At 40.9% G+C, this 24112-nt stretch carries 17 protein-coding genes; 16 read left to right on the forward strand and 1 reads right to left on the reverse strand.

Translation table 11 applies throughout. From position 1 onward, the window contains the following. The first annotated feature begins 323 nt into the window (after positions 1-323). Together DC094_RS10925 and DC094_RS10930 are read left to right on the forward strand one after the other, a co-directional pair. On the forward strand, positions 324-1547 hold the full coding sequence (locus DC094_RS10925) for a DEAD/DEAH box helicase (protein ID WP_116687423.1): 1224 nt from the start codon (positions 324-326) through the stop codon (positions 1545-1547). Positions 1548-2171: 624 nt separating this feature from the next. Then, positions 2172-3584, forward strand: coding sequence for a TcdA/TcdB catalytic glycosyltransferase domain-containing protein (locus DC094_RS10930; RefSeq protein WP_158527292.1), 1413 nt, complete (start codon positions 2172-2174; stop codon positions 3582-3584). Positions 3585-3716: 132 nt separating this feature from the next. Here the strand turns inward: DC094_RS10930 and DC094_RS10935 are convergent, their stop codons facing one another. Further along, entirely contained in the window at positions 3717-4880 is a 1164-nt protein-coding gene (locus DC094_RS10935; protein ID WP_158527293.1) for an alpha/beta hydrolase family protein, read from the reverse strand. Positions 4881-5236: 356 nt separating this feature from the next. Here DC094_RS10935 and DC094_RS10940 point away from each other — a divergent pair, with 356 nt between their 5' ends. The 14 genes from DC094_RS10940 to tssM all read left to right on the forward strand — a co-directional run bounded on the left by DC094_RS10940 (position 5237) and on the right by tssM (position 23918). After that, positions 5237-5593, forward strand: coding sequence for a DsrE/DsrF/TusD sulfur relay family protein (locus DC094_RS10940; protein WP_116687424.1), 357 nt, complete (start codon positions 5237-5239; stop codon positions 5591-5593). A 620-nt stretch (positions 5594-6213) separates the two neighbouring features. Further along, positions 6214-6726 carry a type VI secretion system contractile sheath small subunit gene (gene tssB / locus DC094_RS10945; protein WP_116687157.1) on the forward strand — a complete coding sequence of 171 codons (513 nt, stop codon included), beginning with the start codon at positions 6214-6216 and terminating at the stop codon, positions 6724-6726. A gap of 15 nt (positions 6727-6741) precedes the next feature. Continuing rightward, complete coding sequence (gene tssC, locus DC094_RS10950; RefSeq protein ID WP_116687158.1) at positions 6742-8247, forward strand: type VI secretion system contractile sheath large subunit; 1506 nt, start codon at positions 6742-6744, stop codon at positions 8245-8247. Between the two features lie 16 nt (positions 8248-8263). Further along, complete coding sequence (gene tssE, locus DC094_RS10955; RefSeq protein WP_116687159.1) at positions 8264-8698, forward strand: type VI secretion system baseplate subunit TssE; 435 nt, start codon at positions 8264-8266, stop codon at positions 8696-8698. Positions 8699-8732: 34 nt separating this feature from the next. Beyond that, a complete protein-coding gene (tssF, locus tag DC094_RS10960) occupies positions 8733-10505 on the forward strand; it encodes a type VI secretion system baseplate subunit TssF (protein WP_116687160.1) in 1773 nt (590 codons plus the stop codon). Then, positions 10469-11482 carry a type VI secretion system baseplate subunit TssG gene (gene tssG / locus DC094_RS10965; protein WP_116687161.1) on the forward strand — a complete coding sequence of 338 codons (1014 nt, stop codon included), beginning with the start codon at positions 10469-10471 and terminating at the stop codon, positions 11480-11482. Before tssF ends, tssG begins: the two co-directional genes overlap by 37 nt. Positions 11483-11504: 22 nt before the next feature. Next, a complete protein-coding gene (gene tagH, locus DC094_RS10970) occupies positions 11505-12860 on the forward strand; it encodes a type VI secretion system-associated FHA domain protein TagH (RefSeq protein ID WP_116687162.1) in 1356 nt (451 codons plus the stop codon). After that, positions 12857-13426, forward strand: coding sequence for a type VI secretion system lipoprotein TssJ (gene tssJ / locus DC094_RS10975; RefSeq protein WP_116687163.1), 570 nt, complete (start codon positions 12857-12859; stop codon positions 13424-13426). The genes tagH and tssJ overlap by 4 nt, the downstream gene beginning before the upstream one ends. A 64-nt stretch (positions 13427-13490) precedes the next feature. Continuing rightward, complete coding sequence (tssK, locus tag DC094_RS10980; RefSeq protein WP_116687164.1) at positions 13491-14843, forward strand: type VI secretion system baseplate subunit TssK; 1353 nt, start codon at positions 13491-13493, stop codon at positions 14841-14843. A 48-nt stretch (positions 14844-14891) separates the two neighbouring features. Then, entirely contained in the window at positions 14892-15737 is an 846-nt protein-coding gene (gene icmH, locus DC094_RS10985) for a type IVB secretion system protein IcmH/DotU (protein WP_116687165.1), read from the forward strand. Between the two features lie 221 nt (positions 15738-15958). Beyond that, the gene (locus DC094_RS10990) at positions 15959-17560 is read left to right on the forward strand and encodes a sigma-54 interaction domain-containing protein (protein WP_116687166.1); all 1602 of its coding nucleotides are present in this window, start codon (positions 15959-15961) and stop codon (positions 17558-17560) included. Continuing rightward, a complete protein-coding gene (vasI, locus tag DC094_RS10995; protein ID WP_116687167.1) occupies positions 17560-18339 on the forward strand; it encodes a type VI secretion system-associated protein VasI in 780 nt (259 codons plus the stop codon). The genes DC094_RS10990 and vasI overlap by 1 nt, the downstream gene beginning before the upstream one ends. A 56-nt stretch (positions 18340-18395) precedes the next feature. Then, entirely contained in the window at positions 18396-19925 is a 1530-nt protein-coding gene (tssA, locus tag DC094_RS11000) for a type VI secretion system protein TssA (RefSeq protein WP_116687168.1), read from the forward strand. 12 nt (positions 19926-19937) lie between these two features. Next, positions 19938-23918, forward strand: a complete 3981-nt coding sequence (gene tssM / locus DC094_RS11005; protein WP_116687169.1) for a type VI secretion system membrane subunit TssM — start codon at positions 19938-19940, stop codon at positions 23916-23918. Positions 23919-24112: the final 194 nt, after the last annotated feature.

Below are 24112 nucleotides of genomic sequence, written 5' to 3' on the forward strand. Positions count from 1 at the left end.
GCTTAGTAAAGCCGGTCCTCAATTTAAATCGGTAAGTTGTGACGAGTGGTGAGGCAGATTGATCTCAAAACAGATAGCAGTCGAATCATCGAAAATAATCACAGGAAACCCTAGCTAGCTACGCAATGGGTTCTCTTAATAGTTGCTGTTATACTGCCGGCGTTGTTTCCCCCTGATTACCTAATACCCGTTGTACTCGGCGGTGCAGAGGCCTTGGCTCACACGCTCATCCCAATCGCTTACTGCTGTAAGCACACGGGTTTGGTAGGTTCGCCGCATGACTGCATCCCACAGTATTTTGGGAATATATCGAGATGTTATCTATGTCATTTTCAAAGCTTGGATTGTGCGACCCTATTATTAAGGCCGTGACTAACTTGGGCTATACCGAGCCTACGGCGGTTCAGAAACAAGCGATCCCTGCGATCTTATTAGGTAAAAATGTCCTTGCGGCTTCGCAGACCGGCACCGGTAAAACGGCCAGTTTTGTATTGCCGCTGTTGGAAAAATTAAATCAAGACAGAAAGTTAAGAGGGAAGCGGATACGTGCGCTGATTGTTACGCCAACCCGTGAATTAGCGGTGCAGGTTGAGGCCAGCGTTGCTCAATACAGCAAGTATCTCAAACTGAGTTCAATGGCGATGTACGGCGGTGTTGATTCAGAGCAGCAAAAACAACGCTTGATCGAAGGTGTTGAAATTTTAGTTGCCACGCCAGGCCGACTATTGGATATGGCACATCAACGAGCGCTGTATTTTGATGAGCTTGAAGTGCTGGTGTTAGATGAAGCCGATAGAATGCTCGATATGGGCTTTATTGATGACATTAAAAATATCATCGAACGGCTTCCTGTTAAGCGCCAGAACCTATTGTTTTCGGCGACCTTAAACGATGAAGTGCGTAAACTAGCCGATGGTTTTTCCGGTGATGGTTTCGATAGCAAGTCGTTATATGATGATCTAGAAGAGATCACCATCTCACCTAAATCGACCGCAGCAGAAAGTATTAATCAGTGGCTAATCACCATTGATAAAGATACTAAATCTACCTTGCTGAGCCATCTGATTCTGGAGCGAAAATGGAATCAGGCGCTGATTTTCATCGAGACCAAGCATGGTGCTGCAAAGCTGGTTAGCCAGTTAGAAAAACGCGGAATTAAAGCTGATTGCATTCATGGTGATAGAAGCCAGGTGATGCGTGAAAAAACCTTGGCTGATTTTAAATCAGGTGCATTGCAGTATTTAGTCTCGACCGGCGTTGCTGCCCGAGGGATTGATATTGGCGCGCTAGAGCGAGTGGTCAATTACGATTTGCCGTTTAAGCCAGAAGAATATATTCACCGTATTGGTCGTACCGGCCGAGCGGGTGCTACAGGTGAGGCAATTTCATTTGTCGCGATGGGGGATTTCAAAAACCTATGTGCGATTGAAAGTCGCCTAGACCATGTTATTCAGCGTAAAGAAATTGAAGGCTTTACCGTACGAAAAACTGTGCCGGTATCTATTTTGAATTATGTGCCTAAAAGCAAACGGCCTGAAAATCGTTGAACGCATTAGGTTAAACATAAAAATTAGAATTTTTAGGTTGATCAATGATGTGGTTGGTTAACGGGTTATCAATTCTAAGCGTTGTAAAATCTATTAATTGTTCTGAGCGCTAACTGTAGGTTGTGTCGAGGCTACGACGAGCCACAACAAATTTGTTTTGAAGAAAAAGTATATATTGCAGTTCACAGGTATTGATGAGAAACGTTGTGGTTCGCTGACGCTCAACACAACCTACTAAAGCCTTACAATCTAATGTAGTTAATTATTAAATTCTAAGTTTGCTAAGAAGGGCTGATCTTGTATAGATCGGCCTTTTTTATGGGTGGATTATTATTTTAGCGATGATATGCCTTCGTTTTTAGCAAAAGCTGAAGGGCTTTTGTGATGATCTCGAATGGCGCCTTATCTGTGCATGCTCACCGATAGCGGTAGTGGAATGAATGTTACGGGCGAAAGCAATCATTGCAAGAGAGGCGCGATCATTTCTTATCGGGTTTCCTGCTAAGCTATTCGTGAGTTTCACTTTAAGCATCTTTTGCATGGCAGTTCTGTCATGAGAAATATTCGAGGCAAGGTATGCCCTTATCATCACTTAAAGAAAATGTTGACGTTAGGCTAGGTTTAATGAAAGGCGTTCTCAGTAATCTGGGAGTGCTCGAGAAAGAGCCGTTCGCATCTTTTTTTAATCAGCAATCTTTTAATTATCGTTGGATCGATTATGTGTTTGCCGTTTTTTTATTTGATATAACGCTAAATTGGAAACAATCAAAGCCGGATTTTTATTTTAAGCGCGGCTATCAAAGATTCAATGCACCAGAAATAATTAAGAAAAAAATAATTGATTTCTTTGATGTGTTAGATGTTTCTGAGGATAAAAAACAAAGCATTAGAGGGCAGTTCGTTCGAGAATCATCAGTGTTAAGGAACTTACTTTTCCATGGTGCTGCTGAGAATAGAAGCGTAAGCGCCAATGCTGAATCAGGCATAAAATATATCCATAGAATATGGTTAGGAAAAACACCGTCTGAAGAAATTATTCGCTCGATTTGCGCATCAAATATTGAAATTTCTAATAGATGGGTAGGTGTATCAGCTACAGTATCTATCCTTTGGACCAATAATTTAACGCTATTAAATGGTGGGCTGAAAACGCCAGGTGTTATCGTTAAGAATTATAGAGAACTATTTATTAATGAGGCTTCAGAGATTGGTGATCTTTCGAAAATTTATTTTTATTGCGACAGTTTAATATATAAAAATCAGCTTGCTTTTGCAACTGATATCTTAAGGTTGTTGGCACTTAAAAAATATGGAGGGCTGTATCTTGATTTCGAGTTTATATCTCCTGCGTTACTATATAGTAACGGGCGCGTATATTTGCATCCAGCAAGAGATATTACTCAACAAAAATTTCATATACCTAAAAATGCGACTCGAGCAACTGGAATTAAAAAAAGCGATTATTTTCCTATGGATATGCTTTCAACTGGAGGGGGTGTCTCAATACCCAAGTCTTCAAGTGACAGTTTTTTAACCAGTATGATTGAAAATACTTTGCTTTGTACTGATAGAAGAAACTCTGTTTTTATTGATCATGCTCTTAAATTTATTTTGGATTTTTTACGCACAGGTATCACGAATAAATTTATAGGTTTCGATGGTTTGTTGCATGCATCAGATGCATTTTCATATGATTTCCATCATCTACTCGATATTTATCCGTTATTCTACGCAATGCTAAATTGCGGAATGCTGTCACATATAAAAATCAATATGATTGAACGCAGTGACAGTCGTTATGAGCATTATGAGTCTATACGAAATACAGTGTTTGGAAGTCTCTATAGTGGTTCGTACGCATTGATTGCTACGCTAGATATGACAGAGAATACGATGGTAATAAAAGACGATTGTGCGGTTGATCCATATGCAAAATCTGGTGCTCATCTTCGATCTCATTACCATCCAGTATTGCATGCATATAAAAGTACCAGTGGATCTTGGGCAAAAGTACAAGACAAACCTTATGAAATATAAAGTCAAATTTAATTGGTATAGTATTAGTTTTTTTTGAGAGAGATGGAAAGCTAAATGTTATTATTCAAAGCGCCTCGCAAAATTTAGCTTTGACGAGGCGCAGATAGATATTTTTTAAAATTTTTCTAAATGTTAAAAACTGTCAAGCATGGGTTTGGCATCCGTAAATTCTTGCTTAAATGTTGCAATGTTTTCAAACAAGCTCTGGGCAATGTTCAATTGCTGGCTGGCGCTAGTGGAGCATTTCAATGTTTCTTCAAAGGCTGCGGTCGTCACAAAAGTCACTAGGTCGATGCCGGTGTTTGGTGGGATTTGATCAAGGCTACAACCGTCGCTGGCAAAGCGTTTGATAATTGACGGCACTTTGACATTATATATTTCTGCCACCGCAAAAATACCGCCTTCGGGTTGTTTAACGGCGCAAATTTCAGAAAACAGCATATGCCCGGCATTGGCAACACCCACTAAACGTTTTTTGGCAGCGCTACTTTGCTCGAAACTGGCCACCTGCCCGCTGTAATCAATTACGCTATCTTGGTAGGCGCCCATTACCATAATTGATTGTAAATCATCCCCCGATTTAATTTCAGTATTACCGGCTTGCGGGATAATCACTTGCACACCCTCTGAGCTGGCGGCATTTTCTAGTGCAATCGCACCCGCGCTATGGCCGATCACACCAATTCTCTGGCTATCCATTACTTGTGAAAATTGTTGTAGCTTATCCGGGTTATGTACTTCTTCAATCAGATATTTAAGGTCTAGTGCCTGATTAGCAAACAGCACACTAAAAATGCCATTGTTTAAAATATCGCTCAGTTGAATTTGTGGGTGATTGGCTGCAATAACGATGAATCCTCGGCTGGCCCAGTGAGTCATTTGGCTAATTGCTACTTCTGAAAATCCGCCGGTGCCGTGGATATAAACAATCACCGGGAATTTCCCTTGGTTAGTATCCAATGGAAGTTGGTCATAGCAATCACAATATAAGTAAGGGTCTTCAGAATCAGGTACGTTAACCGCATCGGCAGGTTTTAGAAATCGGCGAATATCATAGCGAATTGGTTGTTGGTTTTGCTGACTGCCAATGGTCGCTGGGTACCACACTTGAGTTTGCAGTTTTTTCGAAAGGCTGCCCCGGTCAATCACTGTTTCAAAGCGGCCGACTGGCCAAGGACCTTTTTGTCCGGCATCTAATGCGACTTGGCTTTGTTGGGTATTGTCACAATTTTGTTTAGTTTCAATTTGCTGCTGGCTAGTAGTATTACCATCGCTGCCAGCACAAGCACTGATCAAAACAGATAATGTAATGATCGAAATGAGCTTAGTAAGAAGGCTAAGAGAATGGTTTGATCGCTGGATCGTCCTTGACGCCATCATTAGGTAGTGCCTGTTTTTATTGCTTTGAAATAGCTTAATCGCACCACCCATAAACGCCATGTTAAAACCGTGCATCAGCTTGGTTGAAATAAGCTAAAGCAATCTGTTTTGTTACTGACCGAAATCTATTTTTTATAACTCTCCGCATTTACTCAGATCAAGCTCAACCTCATGCTGGCTCTTATACTAGTGAGAAAATAATCCTACAACTTCAGTAGGTTTAAATGTCAGTGCGTTATTTTCAGCGCTTCAACTTTAGGAAAGTGACCGATATGCAAAATATCTTGTTTGTACTCAATGATGCGCCCTATGGCTCAGAGAAGCTGTTTAACGCACTTCGGCTGGCAATGAACCTTAATGAGCAACATAGCAAAACAGTTCAGACCAATCTGTTTCTCATGTCAGATGCAGTTACCGCAGCATTGCCAAAGCAAAACCCTACAGAAGGCTATGACATTCAACAAATGCTGGAAATTTTGATTGCTCAAGGCTCACAAGTGAAACTTTGCAAAACCTGCACCGATGGCCGAGGTATTTCTGACCTGCCATTGATTGAAGGTTGTAAGGTTTCGACTTTGATCGAATTGTCTAGCTGGACCGTTGAAGCCGACAAAGTGCTGACTTTTTAGTCAAAAGTTTTTAGTTGCTTTAGCTAAATAAATACATTGAGGTTTATCTTGTTTGCTGTAGCCGGAGAATAATTATTTTATCATTAATGTTATTAGGTAATAAATTGCTCGATAATGTAGCGTTAAAAACCAATGTTTTTGTAAGGTTACTCTTCATTGTTCATAATAGATAAAAATAAAAAAACGCTGTGCAATTGTTTTTTGAGAGATTGGCTATTGTGTTTGTGAGTGTTTGCCGTTGAAGTTTGTAGGAGTTATTCCACTTTCAAGTAGAGCTTAAAGCTATTTTTCCTGTAAGATATTGTGCGTGGTTGGTTGCGTCGTATTTGTAAGCTATTAATTTAAAGTGTATTTTACTAGGGCGTTTCTAAATAAATTCCATTCATTTTAACCCATCACAAATTGTTGTCTGCCCCGGCAACAATTTGCCGTTATTAAAACCCTTCTTATAATCGTTAGTACGGTTCTGACCTGAAGTTTCTGTCGCAGGATGCGTAGGTTGCTGTTAATCAGAAAATATTTGACGCTTTTTATACATAGATAATTTTCTGGGTCTATAGCCTCGTGGGCAATCAAGGTTACTTTTCATTGCTTGTAACGGAAAAAGACAGGAAATAGTCATGTCACAAGATGGAAGTGTCGCGCCAAAAGAGCGCGTGAATATCAAATATATCGCCACTGCGGGTGAGCAACAGTCAGAAGTTGAATTGCCTTTAAAAACCGTAGTCATTGGTGATTTTAAAGGACATTCAGAAGATACACCGATTGAAGATCGCGATGCAGTGTCGGTCGATAAAAATAATTTTGAGTCGGTGCTACAAGCCAGTGGACTGAAGATTGAAACCCGAGTTGAAAATCGATTATCTGAAGAAGAAAACCCACAAGAACTTGATATCTCCCTTTCAATACAATCTCTTTCAGATTTTTCGCCAGATGCAATTGGCCGCCAAGTACCTGAATTAAAAAAACTGATTAAGCTCAGGGAAGCGTTGCTGTCGCTTAAAGGGCCATTAGGTAATGTGCCAGCTTTTCGTTCAAGACTACAGACGTTACTTGCCAGTGATCAGTCGCGTGAACAGCTGCTTAATGAATTGCAATTACTTGATCCAGAAGCTGCCGTTGAAAGCGAATAATTAAGGGATAATATTATGCAAGTTAAGGAAAAGGCAGTGCAAGAAAAAGCGCTTCAACAAGACACTAGCCAAGGTGAAGAATATTGCGGTACCGCCTTATTAGACGAAATTATGGCGCAAACCCGAATTCGGCCAAGTGATGATGGTTATGATTTAGCGAAAAAAGGTGTGAGTGCATTTATTGAAGAGCTGATTAAAGGTGATCAAGCAGATCAGCCAGTTAATAAATCATTGGTTGATTGCATGATTAATGAATTGGATCAGAAAATTTCCGGACAAATGGACGAGATATTACATTGTCAGCCAGTTCAACAGATGGAAGCCGCCTGGAGAGGGCTTAAGCTGCTGGTAGATCGAACTGATTTTAAAGAAAACATAAAAATTGAATTGATTCATGCGACGAAACAAGAGTTGTTTGAAGATTTTGAATATGCCCCCGATGTAACACAAACTGGTTTCTACAAACATATTTATTCTGCAGGTTATGGCCAGTTTGGCGGTGAACCAGTCGCGGCGATTGTCGGTGAATATGCATTTACGCCCTCAGCCCAAGACATGAAGCTGTTGAAATATGTCAGCTCGGTGGGTGCAATGGCGCATGCACCTTTTATTTCATCGGTTTCTCCTGAGTTTTTTGGTGTTGATTCTTATGAAGAATTACCCAATATCAAAGAGTTGAAATCTATTTTTGAGAGTGCAAAGTACAGCAAGTGGCGCTCATTGCGGGAATCCGAAGATGCTCGCTATCTTGGGCTGGCGGCACCCAGATTTTTGTTACGAACGCCCTATGATCCTGAAGAAAGCCCTATCCGTAGTTTTAATTATAAAGAAAGTGTTACTGCATCCCATGAACAATATCTATGGGGCAATACCGCATTTACATTAGCCGCCAAACTATCTGATAGTTTTGCAAAATATCGCTGGTGTCCAAATATTATTGGCCCACAAAGTGGCGGCGCGGTAGATGATCTACCTGTGCACCATTTTGAAGCTATGGGTAGCTTGCAGGCAAAAATCCCAACTGAAGTATTAATTACTGACCGTAAGGAATTTGAATTGGCTGAAGAAGGTTTTGTCGCATTAACCATGCGAAAAGGTAGTGATAATGCTGCATTCTTTTCAGCAAACTCAGTACAAAAGCCGAAAGTATTCCCTAATACCAAAGAAGGTAAACAGGCGGAAACCAATTATAAGTTGGGTACGCAATTGCCTTATATGATGATTATTAATCGGTTGGCTCATTATATAAAAGTGTTACAGCGCGAACAGATCGGTTCGTGGAAAGAGCGACAGGATTTACAGCGAGAATTAAATAACTGGATTCGTCAGTTTGTTGCTGATCAGGAAAATCCACCAGCAGAAGTTCGCAGTCGTCGTCCATTGCGCTCGGCCAAAATTGAAGTGACTGATGTTGAAGGTGACCCTGGCTGGTATCAGGTGTCATTAGCAGTTCGGCCTCATTTTAAATATATGGGCGCAAATTTTGAATTGTCGCTAGTTGGACGATTGGACCAGGAATAGGGCGGCTTAATCGATCATGAGTTATCAAGAAAATCCGCTAGCATGGGGTGTTGGTTTATTTGAGCGTTTGCACAGCGATGCGCCCGGGTATTCCAAAACCCTTGGCCCGGACCCTCATACGGTTTTGGCATCAATTAAAAAAAACATTTCTCATTTGCTGAATAGCAGAGCTGGTGCGTCTTTATCTTGCCCCGAGTTAGGATTGATTGATTTTAATGATGCAACGCTGGGTAGCCATGATCTAGCTCTAAGAATTAAAAATGCGATTTATCTGTGTGTTACCCGTTATGAACCAAGAATCAGTCAGTTGCAGGTTGAGGTGATGTTTGATGATCACTGCCCGCTAAACCTGCGATTTAAGCTGCAAGCGGTATTAAACGCCACAGCATTTCATAACAAGTTACAAATAGATCTGTTACTGGACAGCTCCCGCCAATACCGGGTGTTGTAAAAATCGTTATAAAAACTCTGGAAAACAAAAAATAGTGTCTCAAGCAAAATATTTTCGAGATGAACTGAATTATCTGCGCCAGCAAGGACAGGTTTTCAGTGAAGCTCATCCGCAATTAGCGCGATATTTGCAAAATAAAAACAGTGATCCAGATGTTGAACGATTGCTGGAAGGCTTTGCTTTTTTGACCGGAAAGTTGCGAGAGAAAGTTGACGATGAATTTCCAGAATTAACCCACTCGTTAATTAGCCTTTTGTGGCCGAATTATTTAAGGCCAATTCCCAGTATGTGCATTATGCAATTTGCAATGAATGCTGCAAGTTGTGAAGGTCAGCAGAAGATTGCCAGCGGAACCGAGTTAGATAGCCAACCAGTGTTGGGTACTCGCTGTCGATTCACTAGTTGTCGAGATGTTGATCTTTATCCGATTGAAATTTCGAATATATTGATTGATCAGCCAGCATTGCGTAATCGTCTTCAAGTAAAATTACAGGTGATCAATGATGCTTCGCTAAATGATGTGGCGCCTAAAAAACTCAGGCTATATCTATCTGCCGATAGTTATAGCGCACAAACCTTGTATTTGTGGTTGGATCAATATCTAAAATCGATCAAACTGTGTTTAGCAGGGCGGGCTATTTCAGTGGCTGCTGATAAGTTGACTCCGGTTGGTTTTGAGCAACGAGATAGCTTGTTGCCTGGCTATGAAAACACCTTTGATGGTTATCGTATTTTACAAGAATATCTGGCTTTTCCTGAGGCATTTTTGTTTTTTGATTTGCAATTACCTGCTGCTGAATTTAAGAAGCTGGATCAACCGATATCAGAATGTGAACTGATGTTTTTCTTTGATCGATCATTACCCGATGATGTTCGAATTAATCATCAGAGTTTGCAGCTTTTTTGCACCCCGGCAGTCAATTTATTCGAACATGATGCTGATCCCATTAATTTATCGGGTAAGCAGACGGAATATAAACTGCAACCAAGTTCGCGCTCGCCCGCACATTACGAAGTGTTTTCGGTGATACAAGCGCAAGGTTGGGTGGGTGGCGGCCAAGGTCGGCAACGGGGCAAGCACCGGATGTATCATGCATTTGAAAGCTTTCACCATGAAATTGATCGAAGCCAGCAGCAAACGTCTCTTTATTATCGAATGAGAGTCCGCCAAAGCAACCAGAATACTGGGTTTGACCATTCAGTGGCCTTTGTTAGAGAAGATGAAATATCGCAAATTTCACACAATGAGACAGTGTCTCTGCAGTTATTGTGCAGTAATAGACAGCTGCCATTAGAGCTAGCAGAGGGGCAAATTAATCAACCGACAGATCAGTCTCCTAACTTTGCTAGTTTTCGCAATATAAGCAAACCTACAGCACCGATCCGGCCAGCATTGGAGGGTGGTTTGTTATGGCAATTGATTTCAAATTTCTCGCTAAATTACCTGTCATTACTATCAAAAGAAGCTTTAACCAGCTTGTTAAAAATTTATGATTTTAAAGCCTTATCAGACAGGCAAAGTGAGCGTATTGCTAGTAAAAGATTACAAGGCATCGCAGCGATTAATTCTAAATCGACCGATTTACTAATGAGTGGATTGCCAGTGAGAGGTTTACATTCCACTATTCAATTATCGCAAAGCCATTTTGCTAGTGAGGGCGACCTTTATTGCTTTGCCAGTATATTGCGACATTTCTTTTCACTTTACGCCAGTATTAATTCTTTCCATCAGCTGGAAGTGATCAATCTAGATAACCAGGAAAGCTACCAATGGCTACCGAAAACTGGCGTGCAACCATTGATCTAGCTGCTTCTCAGGTGATGGTTGATCAGTGTCATCAATATCAGTTTTTTCAATTGGTTGAATTGATGCTGCAGCAGCAAAACATTGATCCCGAAGCAGTCGATTGGTTAGTAGATGGTCAATTAATTTTCTCAGCCAACCCAAGCCTGGGTTTTGCAGCGAGTGACATTAAAAGCTTGCAGTTTGGCGCCAATAACAATGGCCAGTTGGAAACATCATTTTTGGGCTTAAGTGGTGCACAGTCACCGTTACCCGGGTTCTATCTAGATAAATTAGCTAATGATGATGAATCAGGCAGTCGAAAAGCTTTTTTGGATTATTTTAATCATCGATTAATTGGTTTTTTATATAAAATTTGGCGTAAGCACCGTTATTATTTAAGATTTCGTTCTGATGCCGAAGATGCGCTATCTAGCCAAGTCTTTGCGTTGTGTGGGTTGGCGAACCCCCAATTAAGAAAGCACTTGCAGTTAGACTGGAATCGACTGTTGCCATTTTGTGGCTTGTTATCCCATCGCAATCGATCGCCGCAGGTATTACAAAAAATTATTGCAAGCTATTTTGAATTACCCAAAGTCACTATTACGATGTGGCAGCTGAGGCGCATCAATATTGATGAAAATCAGCGGGTAACCTTGGGTCAACGAAATGCAGTGTTAGGTAAACAATTTGTAATTGGCTCAAAAATAGCAGATCGAAGAGGTAAGTTTGCTTTATGTCTTGGGCAGTTATCTTTTGATCAAGCTAAAGATTTTTTTCCCGATGGCCAATACTTCAATCCGTTACAAAGGTTGCTGCAATTTATTATGCGAGAGCCGTTTGCAGTAGAGTTGAAGCTGTATTTAAAGCAAGTGCCGCCGCTAATGCAATTGGCAAAGGATCATTCGTTACAGTTGGGCTGGAGTAGTTGTTTGCCAGTCGCCCAATTAAATAAAAAACGTAGCTTAAGTGATTCTGCTATTTCAATAACACTTTGTTAAGCAGGGGAGGGGAAGAATAACAATGTCTAATCAACCAATAGTATTGGATCATCAGCAATTATCAATTGCTGCTGATCGATTAAAATTATCGCTGATAAATGCGGATGACTTGAAATGGTCAGCCGGAAAATCTCATAGTACTTACTATGATTTTTATCGATGTAGTGGAGTGGTGGGCGCCGCAAAAAATGCTGATTGGCAGTTATATGATATCGGAAAAACAGTGCATGCTAACCATTGTCGAATTGATTATTCGAATCAAACTTTTATTCTGACCGATCTAGTGAATCAGACTTATATTAATGATGCGAGTTCAGCTATTGGTTGGCATCGTCAAGTTCAGTTGCAACATAATGATATTGTTCAAATAGGTCGCTATCGGTTACGGGTGGATATTAATTCTTCATCAAATAGCATCAGCAGTGAAGGGACTGATCTAGCTTCGGAAGATATCGAGCAGTTACTCATGTCTCAACGATCTCCTGCACTATTGCCGGTACTACCACCTGCTGCTCCAGAAATTAAACCCGTGCTGCAAACTAAAGCTAATTTATCTTTGGAAAATCCTCTTATTATGAATGAACAACTATTGGAACAGCTGGAGTCTCAAGTTGCTGCGGATTTAAATCAGGTCTCTTTAAATAAAAGCTCTTTAGATCAAGTGCCAGTAAAAAAAAGCGCAGTAAACCAAAACTCTGTAGATCAAAATTTTGCAGATCAGCTGCAGCAAGACATTTCGCAATTGGATGATACGCAAAATAATGCTGACCATGAAACGGCACATATTGCTTGCTTGCCTTTATTTAAAGGGTTGGAGGTTAATTTGCCCGGTTATCACCGAACAGTAGAGGTCCAACAGTTAACCGAAAATATCGCTCGGTCATTAAAAACAGCAGTGGATGGGTTGTTGCAGCTACATCAGCAGGTTGAAAATACTTCATATCATGCGATCAATCGGAATTGCCAACCAATTGAAGACAATCCGTTACGACTGGGCCAAAGCAGCCAAGTAACCTTGGAAACGCTGTTTTCTCAGAATAAAAACCCAATTTATTTATCGGCTGAAGCAGCGATTAAAGAAAGCTTGCAAACTATTCTGTTGCATAACCAATCAGTTAAGTTTGCAACATCGCAAGCGCTACAAAGTATTTTACAAGCATTAGCGCCAGAAAACCTATTGCAGCGATTTTCACAATATCAGTCAGCAAAAGAATTAGCTGAAAATAACCCGTCAGGTTGGGCCTGGGAAATGTATCAAAGTTATTTTTCAGAACTCAATTCGACCCGCCAACAAGGTTTTGAAAAATTGTTCCAAGAAGTGTTTGACCAGCATTATGACGCCAAATTACGCCAGTTACAGCAGGAGCAATCGGTATGAAATATGCGTCGATTGGATCAAGATCAAGTCGATTGCTGTTGGCTTTGTTTAGCCTTTCAATCATTTTTTTGAGTGGCGCTATCAGTGGCTGTGGCGCGATATGGCAGGCATCCAGCAAAACTGCCAAGGTGATTTGGCAACCGGATATACCGGTGGGGGAACCACAGAATTTACCGACAAAAATCACTTACAGCCTGGTCGCACAAAATTGGTTGAACCCCAACCCAAGTGGTGATTCTTCACCGATTGAATTTAATGTTTTTCAGTTGGAAGATGACGCAATGTTCTTGGCAGCTGATTATGATCAGTTAAATACGCAATATGAAAAATCTCTCGGTACTAATTACCTCGATCATAGCGAATACGCATTATTACCTGGCCAGTTTAAATTTATTGGCCCGTTTAATGTGGAAGATGATGCAAATTATATTGGTATTGTTGCCAAATTTTCTGATCCTGAGCGGTCGCTTTGGAAGAAAGTGATCAAGGTAAAGCCGATTGGCCGTGAATATCATTTGCTGATGATGTTCGCAGCACAAGATGTGACTTTAACTAAGGTTGAATAGCTTGTAGTCACTTATGGGATCGTATTTTAAGGACAATTGTCATTGTAAGGGATGCAGGTGAATTATGTCTTATGGAAATAATGTCGTCTGGAGTGAAGGGCTATTTATTAAGCCGCAGCACTTTCAGCAGCAACAGAGAAATATCGACAGTCTTTTACAGAGTTATCGCACTGCAATTAGCCAATATTTATATGGTTTACAAACGATAGAGTTGAACCAAGAATATCCGTCTTTTGGTCGTATTGGCATTAATTCGGCCAGCGGTATTTTTCCAGACGGCACATCGTTTTCAATTCCTAGTAATGACGCAGCCCCGGAGCCATTGCAAATTGAAACCAACCAAGTCGCAGGTCAGATTGTTTATTTAGCGATTCCATTAAAAAACAATGGATTGTTAGAAGTTGATCGTGAATGTGATCAGCAGGGACGACGTTATCAGCTGGTGTGCAAGGAAGTGATCGATATTCATTCAGAAACTGCAGAGCCCAGCGTGCTGGAGTTAGGTCAGCTACAAATAAAAATTATGCTAGAGGAGGAACAACGCCAAGGCTATTGCTGTTTACCATTTGCCAGAATTCTTGAACGGCGTGCCGATGGGAGTTTATTATTAGATCAAGATTTTATTCCCTGCCATTTAAGTATTTCTGCGGCACCCAAAATTAGACAGTGGATCGCAGAATTATCGGTAATGGTGCGCGAACGGGCAAAAAATATTGCAATGCGAATGTCTGGCGGGCCACAGCAAGCAACCAGTCAATCTGCTGTTGCGGATTTGTCTGATTTTATGTTGCTACAGCTGTTAAATAGAATTTCCCCTCAACTAGCGCACCTAGCAAATCTGGAATCAGCCCATCCGGAGCGGGTGTATAGCGAACTGATTATAATGTGCGGCGAGTTGTTCACTTATACCGATGCTGAGCACCTAGCGCCAGATTTCCCGGCATACCAGCATATGCAGCCAGCGACTGCTTTTATTCCACTGATTAAGTGGCTGCGCCAATCGCTGAGCATTGTTTTGCAACCAAAGGCGATGTCTTTACAACTACAAAAGCGTCGTTATGGCTTGTTGGTTGCCCCAATTCATGACTCGACGTTGCTGCAACAGGCTGATTTTATTTTAGCGGTAAAGTCGCAAATGCAACCACAGCAACTTGGGCAGAAATTTCTACAGCAATCGAAAGCGGCATCGATTGAAAAAATTCGTGAGCTGATTTCATTGCAACTGCCAGGTATTCCGTTGCAGTTATTGCCAACACCACCGAGACAGCTGCCATATCATGCCGGTTATATCTATTTCCAGCTGGACCAGCAAAGTACCAGTTGGCAAATGCTTGATGGCTCAAGCGGTTTTGCATTTCATGTCGCGGGTGATTTTCCGGAGTTGGATTTACAACTTTGGGCAATTCGCCGTAACTAACAGCCTGGCACCCTTCAAGTACGACCGGTATCAGCACAAGGATGTGTGATGAATGATTTAGTTATTGAGCAACCCAAGCTATCGGTTGCTGAACTTAATAAGCCAACAGAACGGTCTTTATTCGATCCGCAGTCAGTTAATTCATGGAATCCACAGTACATAGATACTGATTTAGCAGATCAAATGAATGGTTTTCAATTAGTGAGCCATAACAGTGAAATTAATCTGCTGTTAGACCTTTCAAGTGGAGTGATTGGACTTGCGCTTAGATTACGCCAACTGACCAGTTGCAATAATATCGATTTAATTTATCAGCAAGTGGTTGAAGATATTATTGCGATTGAACTTCACCTTAATCAATCGGCCTTAGATTCGGCCAATATTTTTGCTTGGCGATATATTTTATGCTGTTTTGTTGATGAATTGGTGATGGGTACTGCGTGGGGTGCCGATAGTGTTTGGGCTGAGCACTCGCTGCTAACTCGTTTTCATGGTGAAACTTGGGGTGGTGAAAAGGTTTTTTCCATTATTTCAAGGCTTCAAACTGAGCCAGAACAGTTTCAGCAGCTACTTTATTTCGCCTTTATCTGTCTGTCGCTTGGATTACAAGGGCAATTTAAGGTGATTGAAAATGGTGCGGTTTTGCATCAACAATTTCTTGAAACGCTATATCAGTCATTAGCTGACGCTCAATCGGAAGATCAAAGTCAATTAACTGATGCTAAATCATCTGTAATTAAGAAAAAATATCGTCCAGCAAGTAAAATCCCTTTGTGGAGTGTCTATTGCTTATTTGTTGCCATTCTGGCAGCGGTATATCTCAGCTATGTAGAAGCACTAGAACAGCAAACCAGTATTTTGTTGTCTCAATTAGAACAAATGTTTAATTCTTAACAGTTAAATTGAAGCTGTTTTGTTGTCAGCCACTGAAAATAAATTTGTCTAACCAAGGATGGAAGACACTGTGATTCGAACTGAACTAAGCCAGTTGGTGGGCTATCTGACCCAGCTAACAAAAAATATAAATACGCAGGGATTCTCTCTATTTGTTTGCTTTTTAGTGATTTTTTCCGATGTGATTTTAATAAGAACTCCCGTTTAGAGAGGCGCACATTATGAGCTTGTTAGGTCAGTTGCTATCAATCACCACAGCTAATGAACACAGTGTATTGGCGAAAAACTTTTGTCAAACACTCGCGAGCCATTATCAGTTGATGGCGGCACATTTTATTGTTCCATCTGCCAATGGGCGATTAGTCGAGACATTGAATCACCCACAATGTTTAGATTGGAAGGTTGATGATTTCGAACATCCGTTTTCCCATGTATTAAGAAATGATAAAGCGATGTTGCTTGAGCGTGCCTCTGTTCCTTATTGGCGCAGCAACAATTCATTTGCAGCACTGCTCGGCGAAACCCGTTTATTGCAGCAAGTGCTCATACAACCAATTCATAAAGAGATGAGTAGTGTTAAAGCGAAAAGCAAAAAAAAATTACAAGGGATTCTGGTTTTAATCGCCGCGGATCACAATTTGACTGAACTGAATCAACAGCAAGATTTTAATAAGTTTTGTCAAATTTTTAGCCAACAATGGCAAGTATTAGTGCAATTGCAGCAGCAAAATACACAGAAAAAAGTACTTGCATGTTCAATTGAAGATTTACAGCAACAGAAGCATAGCCAACAACTGCAAAAAACGGTCGATCAGTGGTTAATTGGTCAAAGCCAGCCAATGTTACAAATGAAAAGCTCATTGGTTAAAGCAGCACAAACTGAGTTATCCATTTTACTTCAAGGCGCAACTGGCACTGGTAAAGAGCTGGCTGCTCGGGCAATACACCATAGTTCAACTCGTTCTAATGGCCCGTTTTTAGCGATCAACTGCGCGGCTATTCCAGAAAATTTATTGGAAAGTGAATTGTTTGGTTATGAAAAGGGCGCCTTTTCTGGTGCTGATTTTGCTAAGAGAGGTCTGCTTGCAGAAGCTAATGGTGGCAGCTTATTGCTAGATGAAATCGGCGACATGCCATTAAGCCTGCAAGCCAAGTTATTGCGGGTATTAGAAAGTAAGAGTTTCCGTCCTCTTGGGGGTAAACAAGAGCAAGCAACAGATTTTAGGTTGATTGCTGCAACCCATGTTCAATTACGAGCTCAGGTTGAAACTAAAGGATTCCGAGCAGATTTATTTTATCGAATTAATCAATATCCGCTGTATTTGCCAGATTTGAGCCAAAGGACTGGCGACATTCCGATTTTAGCTCAAGCATTTATTGAAAAATATAACCAAGAGCATAATCGAAAGATTAGAGGAATCAGTTTTCAAGCAATCGATTATCTCCAACAGTATGATTTTCCCGGTAATGTACGAGAATTAAGAAATTTGATCGCTTTTGCTTGTACTGAAACCAGTGATAACTGTGAAATTAATTGCGACACTATTTATCAAAGAATGTCGATGGGTGACTTTAATTTCGCCCAGTCGGTGGCTCGAAAAATCATGAGCCAACCGTACCTAAAAAATCAGCAACAGCATGATGATTTTACTGAATCTTTTGATGAAGTCGATAATTTGAAATTAGCGGTGCAACAATATGAAACGGCGATTATTCGAGCAAAGTTAAGACATTTCAATGGTAGCCGTGCCAAGGCTGCCGCTAGTTTAGGAATGCCAAAAAGAACCTTGGCGCATAAATGCCTTAAGTTGGAAATTAGCTGATGGGCACTCACTGCCTTGCTGTGGTTATGATGACGTGGCTATTTATTGTTAGCGCGCTTACAAACACAGTTCATGCCGAGCAGCAAAACTCGGTAATTGATTCGGCCATTGATTGGGAGTGGAATAAATCAATAGTTAACGCTCAGAAATGTGCTGAGATGACATCAAAATTACCACGGTTAACTTGTTTCGATCAATTGTTTCCAGCCAATCAGCCAACACTGAATCTCGCTTTGGAAGTGGCTAAGCAATTAACTAAACGGCAGTTAGCTTGGGCAGTAGATTACCCTAAGCGCTGGCTGCAATTGATGGCATGGCAAAAAAAACAAACAAATCCTCACTTGTCTGAATTCACTCTGACGAGTGCGGGTTTTTCCGAACCACTAATAACCTCTGAAAATAATAACTATTGGCTTTTTGCAACGGCATTAGGGCAAGTGAGTCGTTTAAAAGATACTGGACGGCCGATGCTGCTATTAAGCTGTATTGATAATATTTCTCGAGTGGAATTATTGTTGCCTGAAGCTGTTGATCAGCCAAGGTTTTCAGTCAATCTGACCAATGAAAAAGGACATTTTCCGCAGCAGTGGATGTCTGATGAAACAGGCTATGTAGTGCGATCAGGACGAGGATTGCCAGCAGTTTCTGCTATGAAGTTTATGCTAAAAAGTGATCGTTTTTCTTTGAGATCAGATAATCAATTAATTGATGGTCTGCTATTTGAAACGCAACAACTGACTAAAGCGATAAAGCCGTTGCGAGATACCTGTAGTTGGTAAGCCAACAAAAAATAAAAACAAAATAAAAATAATCATAAATAACAACAGGTTTTTTGATGAGTAAGCAGATTGAGCAAGCGCTAGCCCCTTGTAATGCGTTGCAGCCGTGTGGATATAATGCCACCGATGATCCACGTTGGGAGCAAATAGAATCACAAATGATGAAGGTAGGCTCGTTGGCACACCAGCAAGTGCAGTGGCAGCAAGTTAAGCAGTTGACTATTGAGTTATTGGGCCAGCAGACTAAAGACTTACGACTGGTTAATTGGCTGATGCAGGTATTGCAGCATAATAAGTCAGTTAATGGGTTTTCTGATTCATTATTGTTATTGTCTGAATTTATTGCTCAATATTGGTTGTCATGTTTTCCTCTGCCAGGAAAAAAAGGTGCCAGAGTTCGTCAAAAACTTTTTGTTCAAATCATTCAAAGAACCATTCAAGCGTTAGATCAGTTAGTTTTTACTGCGATTTCACCCGCTGAAAAAAAACAGCTTCAGCTGCGATCTGATCGGCTATTGTTGACGGTTACAAAGCATTCAAGCCAGAGCGAATTTAATCGAAAGTTATTAGATCAGCTCGTTGAATCTCTTGGGCAAAAATTAAAGCGGATTAATTTTGAATCAACTGCTGCTCCTAAAGTTAAAAGTGTTTCAACTTCCAGCCTACAACAAGTTACCGCTTCAGCAGAAAACAAGCTATCACCGAGTCAACTGCTTCCTAATGAAAGTGATTTAGGGTTGTTACAAATTGATAACCAGAATGAGCGTGCGATTAAACAGAGCCTACTAAAAATTTCACAATGGTATTTTGAGACGGCAACTCAACAAATCACGAATGATTTTGAGATGCAACTATCTGACAATAAGCAGGTTGTTTTCGATTCAGATAATAGTTGGTTGAATCTTGCGTTAGTTACTCGTCGCCAAGCGATTTGGTTTTCAATTGAAAGTTTACCGCAGGCAGATGAGCAGTATAGAACACAGCTGATGGCGGTGAGTGAAGACCGAGTGCAGCAATACCGGCAGCAAATTATCCAAGGAGCAGACTTCTCGCTGTGGCAACAAGTTGAACAAAGTTTAATTGTGGCTCCCTTCTGGATTGATGGGCATCACTTAAGCAGTCAAATAGCCATATCACTCGGTTTAGTTGATCAAGCAGAAACGATTCGGCAGCTAGCAGCTGATTTTATTCAGCGCTTGCCTTTGCTTAAACAATTTACCTTCAAAGACGGTCAGCCATTCGTTTGTGATCAAACTAATAGATGGCTGATTCCTCGAAATAATCAAATTGCTGCTGGTGATATCAATTGGCAAGAACAGCTAGCACAAGTAATTGATCAAGCGGAAAAAGAAGGGCTGCGGAAGGTTTTTCAAAGATTGAATGAAAAGCTTTCTCTATTTAATCAATCGCAACCGAGGCAGCAGTTTTTCTGGCGATTGTTGATTGCTGAATTTTTACAATCACAGCAGCTTTCAGATTTAGCATTGCCTTATTTGCAAGGGTTGCAGCAACAAGCTGAAAAGCACCAGCTGGGCGATTGGGAACCAGAATTGGTTCAACGATTACACCAATTAAAAAGTTTATAAAAAAGGATTTTTATGTACGCTGCTATCGGTTATCTAAAGCGAGGCTATCAATATTTCTGGCCAGGTTTCAGTTCTTTTTCTTCGATTGGTCCTTTGTTTTTTTTGCTGTTTTTTATTGTCATTAATCTGTTGATCTGGTGGTTAGGCCCACAGTTGCAAATTGATCAACAATATCCACTACAAAGTGTTTGGGGTAGGACGATTGCATCGAGCTTGTTTAGCTTGTTATTTATTGCAATTTTTGGATTGGTTCAGTGGCGTAATGCATTAAAAAATCAATCTAAATCAGCGTCAAATCAAAGCACCACTACTGAACAACAAGCAGCGAATCATTCGTCGAAAGATCCACTGGAAGCACATTTAAAAGAGCAGTTGAGTCAATTGCGACTGATGCAACAACAGTTACATTCAACTTTTTCTAATAAACATGATTACCAAAAGCCATGGTATTTAATGCTAGGTATGCCAAGTAGCGGCAAAACCAGTTTGATTCATCGATCAGGTCAAAAAATTCTAGCAAGTGCTGGGAAACAGCTAATTGTCGCGAGTAAAAGTCGCCGTTTAGCATTAGATAATCAAAGTTTTTCAACGGGAAATTTAAATCAGAATTCAGCGTTTAAATTAGATTGGTGGCTAACCGACCAGGCATTACTAATTGATATTGATGGGCAATTGGTAAGTCAGGGGCAAATAGATAATCTTCAGTTCGCCACATCAGAATCTGGTGTGAGCTATCAGCATGATCCAGGTAATGCGGGGAAAGGCACTATCGAAAAAAACCTTTACCAGCAATTAATTGGCTGGTTAGCAGAAAAACGACAGCAGCAGAGCTTGAGTGGTGTTGTTGTTACATTAGACATGCAGAAAATCGCCACAGCAAATGCACAGCAAGCCACCGTTTTAGCGCATATTATGCGTGCCAGATTAATTGAACTACAGCAGCAATTAAATGCATCGATTAAAGTTTATCTGGTGCTGAGCAAGATTGATTTATTACAAGGGTTTGATGGTTTTTTCCGAGGGCTGTCCGATAGCCAAAGGGCCCAAGTACTTGGCTTTAGCTTTGATATCAGCGAGCGAGATTCTGCAGATTTGTGGTTAGAACACTTTGATTATCAATATCAACTACTAGTTAAACGGCTGCATGATTTACTGCCTAGTGCATTAATGCGCACCAGCCAGCCGGAAGGGCGAAAAGCAATATTTAGCTTTGTTCGGCAAATTTCAGGCCTACATAAACCACTCAGTCAGTATTTAACCGATATGTTGCTAGAGTTTCCTGCAATGACAGGCCAAGCGTTAACCTCTGCAACGCCGGAGCTTCAAGTAAGAGGGATGTATTTTACATCGGTTTATCAGCAAGGTGTTCCTGATAATTTATTTTTACAAGCTGCTGCAAATAAGTTCTCCGTCGCCAATGGTGTAGCGATAGCGCAGCATGCCAAAAACTCAAAATGCTATTTCTCGCAGCAGCTGTTTCAATCAGTGATCTATCCTGAAGCTGGCATTACCAGTCCTAGTCAGCAGTATAAAAGCCAGCGAATACGCCAGTTTGGCTGGAGCATTGCTTCTGCTGCTGTGTTATCGGCTTGTTTAGTAGGCGGCTGGCAACATTATTATCAAAAGAACCTCGATGCTGGCATGGTACTGCAGCAGTCGATTGCCGGTTTCTACCAACAGCAAGATGTTTTGGCGGATAAAAATTCAAAAGAATTACATCCATCTTATGGCTTGATAACTCAGGAGCAACAATTGTTACCCCGGCTTAATTTGATTCGGCAGGCTTTAATGCTGCATCAAAAAACCATGACATCTGACGGTAATTCACCATCGTCTGATTCAGGTGTTTTCTCAGATTTAGGTTTGTTTCAAGGCGATAAAATACAACCTCAATTACAGGCTTATTATCAGAAGTTATTGGTATCACAATTTTTTCCCATATTGGCTCAGCGTTTGTTGCAACAGCTGCTGCAAACAGAGTCAGACCGATCTTTAGCGGATGGCCGACAACCGGTTGGCAAGGCTAAATTACAACAGTTGCAAATCAAATTACTTGCTCTGTACCGGATGTTAAGTGAGCTGCCTACTCGAGATCATCAATCGTTAATAAGTTACTTTTCTAAAGCTTGGCAAGCTGATTTTCCATTAAATGGAGCTTTACAGCATCAGTTGTTAGGTCATTTACAATATGCAGTGAAACATGTTGCAATCGCTGGTCAGACTGAGTTGGCAACGGCTGATAATGGCTACTTGGTCATTGAAAATACAGATCAAAAAAATAAAATTAATTATATCCAACAACAAATAGCGGCAATACCGATTGAACAACGTGTTTATCATCGGTTGCGAGCACGGGCGGTTGGGCAGCTGTCTTCTGATATTTCACTGGCTGGTTTGGTTGGCCCGGATTTTCAGTTAATTTTTCAATCGGAATCAGCTGATGCTATTCATTCAATCGATGTTCCTAATGATGTAGTAATAGCTAATGCCCCGGTGATTCCATGGTTATGGACTCGTCGTGGTATGCAGAAGTTTTTTGTTGGTCATTCTAATCAATTGGTTAAGTTGGCTTTGAAAGATAATTGGGCGCTAGGATTGGTTGACCAAATAGAGTTTAGTCAGCAAGATCAGCTGGCTTTGCAACGCCAAGTTAACCGCTTATATATTGCTGATTATCAGAAGCAATGGTTGCAGGCGCTAGATCAGCTTGAATTGAAATCATTTAAAGATATTGGGCATGGTGTACTGATATTAAAAAGCATTGCTGGTGATACGCGCCCATATCATCGGTTGCTCGCGGCATTGCAGCAAAATACCGCTCCAGTAGCGCCTGTATCTCAAGCTAGTCTTATCCCAGTTGCATCTGCTGACAAAAGCAGCAAAAGTAAGCTGGCTAATAAAAAAATGCGATTAGCTAATTCTGATAGTTTGCTGGCCGAAAAACTCCCATCATTAAGCAGTAGTTTGCCAAACACTGTTCAATTGGAAAGCGCAATTAATCAGCCATTTTCTCAGTTAAATCAGTTGTTGAAATCGTCCATAGAACAAGCTTCTCAGCTGGATCAGTTGATGGTATTTGTCGTCAATTTACAACAATATCTTAATAATATTGCCGGTGCATCGGATGTGGGCAATGCTGCCTTAACAGCGGCAAAAGCACGGATTCAACTAACCGATGCTGACCCGATTTATGCTTTAGAGCGAGTGGCGTTGCAGCTGCCTACACCATTGAATCGACATTTTGCCAAGTTAGCTGAACAAAGCTGGCAAGTGATTCAGAAGAAAGCGATTAACCAATTGGAAGTACGCTGGTACCGAGAAGTTTATCAACCTTTTAAGCAGAAGCTAGCTTCTCGCTATCCGTTTAACCCAATGGCTAATAAAGATGTTGCCTTAGCAGATTTTACCGCCTTCTTTGCACCTAATGGTATTTTGGATCGTTTCTACAACAATAATCTGAAATTGTTCGTAGATAGTGGTTTGCTGCAACAGGGTAAGAATAAAAAGCAGTCACTAATTAGTCATCATGTGATGAATAGAATTCGAGCTGCTGAAAAAATTCGAGCAGCATTTTTTAATCGAAAAGGAGTACTAGATGTGCCATTTACGCTGGAGCCGCTGCAGTTGAGTGCTAACAAACGCCGCAGCATTATTAATATCGATGGTCAGCTAGTTGAATATAATCATGGTCCGCGACGTGATGTTGAACTGATTTGGCCTAATACCTTGCGTAATACTGCTACCAGTAAATTAACACTAGTCTCTGGGCAAGTAGGCTATTCACCAAAAAGCTTATCGCATCAAGGGCCGTGGGCATTTTTCCGCTTACTTGACCAAGCGAATTTAATCGGTAGTAGTGCGACTAGCGTCGATTATCGATTCCAGTTAGCCAATGGCAGCGCTAGCTATCGATTGCACGCTGAAGCCGATTTAAATCCGTTTACCAGCAGCGTATTTCGAAAGTTTCGTTTGCCGGCTAATTTGTATCGTTGATTTTTAGTAGATGCCGAATAACAGGTAGCTAAACTTTTGCGCTGGACTCGCCTGAGTTGCATTGAATGTGATTTAGTCGAGCCTAGTGAATTCATTGCTCAACGTAGATGTATTGTAACTACTTGATGTTGTGTTTTCGTTGAAAGAGATATTGATAGATTTAAAAATAAAAGGCATGCAAAATAGCTTGCTAG

Source organism: Pelagibaculum spongiae, from assembly GCF_003097315.1.
In the GTDB taxonomy this organism is placed as follows: Bacteria; Pseudomonadota; Gammaproteobacteria; order Enterobacterales; family Pelagibaculaceae; genus Pelagibaculum; species Pelagibaculum spongiae.

Coding starts and splice junctions, on each gene's coding strand:
- DC094_RS10925 (WP_116687423.1), top strand. CDS start 324: ATGTCATTTTCAAAGCTTGGATTGTGCGACCCTATTATTAAGGCCGTG.
- DC094_RS10930 (WP_158527292.1), top strand. CDS start 2,172: ATGAAAGGCGTTCTCAGTAATCTGGGAGTGCTCGAGAAAGAGCCGTTC.
- DC094_RS10940 (WP_116687424.1), top strand. CDS start 5,237: ATGCAAAATATCTTGTTTGTACTCAATGATGCGCCCTATGGCTCAGAG.
- tssB (WP_116687157.1), top strand. CDS start 6,214: ATGTCACAAGATGGAAGTGTCGCGCCAAAAGAGCGCGTGAATATCAAA.
- tssC (WP_116687158.1), top strand. CDS start 6,742: ATGCAAGTTAAGGAAAAGGCAGTGCAAGAAAAAGCGCTTCAACAAGAC.
- tssE (WP_116687159.1), top strand. CDS start 8,264: ATGAGTTATCAAGAAAATCCGCTAGCATGGGGTGTTGGTTTATTTGAG.
- tssG (WP_116687161.1), top strand. CDS start 10,469: ATGGCTACCGAAAACTGGCGTGCAACCATTGATCTAGCTGCTTCTCAG.
- tagH (WP_116687162.1), top strand. CDS start 11,505: ATGTCTAATCAACCAATAGTATTGGATCATCAGCAATTATCAATTGCT.
- tssJ (WP_116687163.1), top strand. CDS start 12,857: ATGAAATATGCGTCGATTGGATCAAGATCAAGTCGATTGCTGTTGGCT.
- tssK (WP_116687164.1), top strand. CDS start 13,491: ATGTCTTATGGAAATAATGTCGTCTGGAGTGAAGGGCTATTTATTAAG.
- icmH (WP_116687165.1), top strand. CDS start 14,892: ATGAATGATTTAGTTATTGAGCAACCCAAGCTATCGGTTGCTGAACTT.
- DC094_RS10990 (WP_116687166.1), top strand. CDS start 15,959: ATGAGCTTGTTAGGTCAGTTGCTATCAATCACCACAGCTAATGAACAC.
- vasI (WP_116687167.1), top strand. CDS start 17,560: ATGGGCACTCACTGCCTTGCTGTGGTTATGATGACGTGGCTATTTATT.
- tssA (WP_116687168.1), top strand. CDS start 18,396: ATGAGTAAGCAGATTGAGCAAGCGCTAGCCCCTTGTAATGCGTTGCAG.
- tssM (WP_116687169.1), top strand. CDS start 19,938: ATGTACGCTGCTATCGGTTATCTAAAGCGAGGCTATCAATATTTCTGG.